We start from the raw sequence: 2,354 nt of genomic DNA, 5'->3' as shown, positions 1-2,354 counted from the left end.
TCCTTCAGCGTCTTCGGCGCCGCCATGGTCGCGCGCCCCCTCGGTGCCATCGTCTTCGGCCACTTCGGCGACCGATTCGGTCGCAAGGCCACGCTCGTGGCATCCCTCCTCACCATGGGTGTCGCCACCTTCCTGATCGGATGCCTCCCGACCGTCAACGAGATCGGCGTGTGGGCGGCCGTCCTGCTGCTGATCATGCGCCTCGCGCAGGGCTTCGCCCTCGGCGGCGAGTGGTCGGGTGCCGCGCTCGTCGCGACCGAGAACGCCCCGAAGGGCAAGCGCGCCTGGTACGGCACGTTCCCGCAGCTGGGCGCGCCGATCGGCTTCATCATCGCCAACGGCATCTTCCTCATCATCAACTTCGCGCTCCCGCACCCCGACGGCACCGCGCAGCGGTCCGCCGAGTTCCTCGCGTGGGGCTGGCGCGTGCCGTTCCTGTTCTCGGCCGTGATGGTGATCGTGGGCCTGTGGGTGCGTCTCCGCCTCGTCGAGAGCGAGTCGTTCGCGAAGGCCGAGAAGAGCGGCGTGATCCGCAAGTTCCCGCTGGGCGAGGTCATCCGCCGCAATTGGGTGCAGCTGATCCTCGGCACGTTCATCATGTTGGCGACCTACGTGCTCTTCTACCTCATGACGAGCTTCACGCTGTCGTACGGCACCAAGCCGACGGAGGCGGCGGCTGCTGCCGCGGCCGAGAAGGCGGGGACGCCGTTCGACGCCGCCGCGTACGTGCCCGGCCTCGGCTTCGGCTACACGGACTTCGTCATCATGCAGATCGTCGGCGTCGTGTTCTTCGGGATCTTCACGCTCCTGTCGGGCCCCCTCGCCGACCGCATCGGACGCAAGCGCCTGCTCCTCGGCGTCACCGTCGCGATCATCCTGTTCGGCCTGACGTTCGCGTTCTTCCTGCTGCCGCAGGCGGATGCCGGTCTCACCCGGGTGTACGTGCAGGCGTTCCTCATCATCGGGTTCCTGCTGATGGGCACGACCTTCGGCCCGATGGGCGCGGTCCTGCCCGAGCTGTTCCCGACGAACACCCGCTACACCGGTTCGGCGATCTCGTACAACGTCTCGTCGATCCTCGGTGCCGCGCTCGCGCCGATCGTCGCGGTGGCCCTGTGGGCGGCCGGGGGTGGCAACCCGTGGCTCGTCGGCGTGTACCTCTCCGTGATGGGCGTCCTGACGCTCATCGCCGTCGCGCTCTCCCCCGAGACGAAGGACGTCGCGTACGACGACAACCTGGCCGCCGGAGCGATCGCACCGTAACCGGTTCTGCGCAGAACGACGGATGCCACGGGGCCTCGGCCTCGTGGCATCCGTCGCTCTTCCGTCGATGGGGTGTGCCGGACTCCGGAGATTTCGTGTGTCGCGGTCGGCCGCCCGCGCCGATTGACGAGTTGCGGGTCGAATCTCCGGAGTTCGGCACACCGACGAACGGAGTCGACCGGCGGTGTCGGCGGGGCGAGGTACGGTCGGAGGGATCGCATTTCTACCCCGAGGTGAGCATGTCCCTGTCCGCTCCCGCCCGTGGCCGCCGCGGCCGCCGCGCCCCCGAGGGCCCGCGCGCGTCCTTCCGCCAGCTGCTGCCCTTCCTCGCCGAGCACACGCGCACGCTCGTCGTCGTCGGGGTGCTGAGCATCCTCGGCGCCGGGGCCACTCTGGTGCAGCCGCTGCTCGTCGGCCAGGTCATCTCGCGCGTGCAGCAGTCGGTACCGCTCGGCGCACTCGTGTGGCTGCTGGTCGGGTTCGTCGTGCTGTCGTCGTTGATCTCGGGCTACCAGCACTACCTGCTGCAGCGCACCGGTACCGCGGTCGTGTACTCCAGCCGGCGCCGTCTCATCGCGCGGATCCTGCACCTGCCCATCAGCGAGTTCGACGCCCGCCGAACCGGCGATCTCGTCTCGCGTGTCGGCACCGACACGACCCTCCTCTACGCCGTCCTCACGCAGGGGCTCGCGGATGCCGTCGGCAACGCGCTCATCCTCGTCGGGGCGGTCATCGCGATGGCGTTCATCGACCCGCTGCTCCTCGGGCTCATCGTGCTCGTGCTCGGCGCGTCGATCGCGACCGTGGGAATCCTCAGCACGCGCATCCGGGCCGCGTCGGCGGCGCAGCAGGAGAAGGTCGGGGAGCTGGCATCCGGTGTCGAACGCGCGGTCGGGTCGATCCGTACGATCCGGGCCGCGGGCGCGACCGATCGCGAGGTCGCGAACGTCACCGCCGCGGCGACCGAGGCGTACGGGGCGGGCGTGCGCATCGCGCGCGTCTCCGCGATGATCGTGCCGGTCGCCGGGATCGCGCTGCAGGTGTCGCTGCTCGTGGTGCTCGGTGTCGGCGGATTCCGCGTGGCATCCGGA

Annotated in this window: 2 protein-coding genes; both read left to right on the top strand. The window is 69.8% G+C overall.

What is annotated here, in order from left to right:
• Positions 1-1,263: MFS transporter (locus AVW09_RS15190; RefSeq protein WP_063258858.1), on the top strand; the 1,263-nt coding region annotated here is incomplete at its 5' end.
• A 239-nt stretch (positions 1,264-1,502) separates the two neighbouring features.
• The coding region (locus AVW09_RS15185) for an ABC transporter ATP-binding protein (protein ID WP_197462664.1) at positions 1,503-2,354 on the top strand (852 nt) is incomplete at its 3' end.

Source organism: Microbacterium sp. T32 (genome assembly GCF_001619615.1).
In the GTDB taxonomy this organism is placed as follows: Bacteria; Actinomycetota; Actinomycetes; order Actinomycetales; family Microbacteriaceae; genus Microbacterium.
The sequence above is the reverse complement of the archived record's forward strand: the minus strand, read 5'-3'. Positions and strand labels throughout refer to the sequence as shown.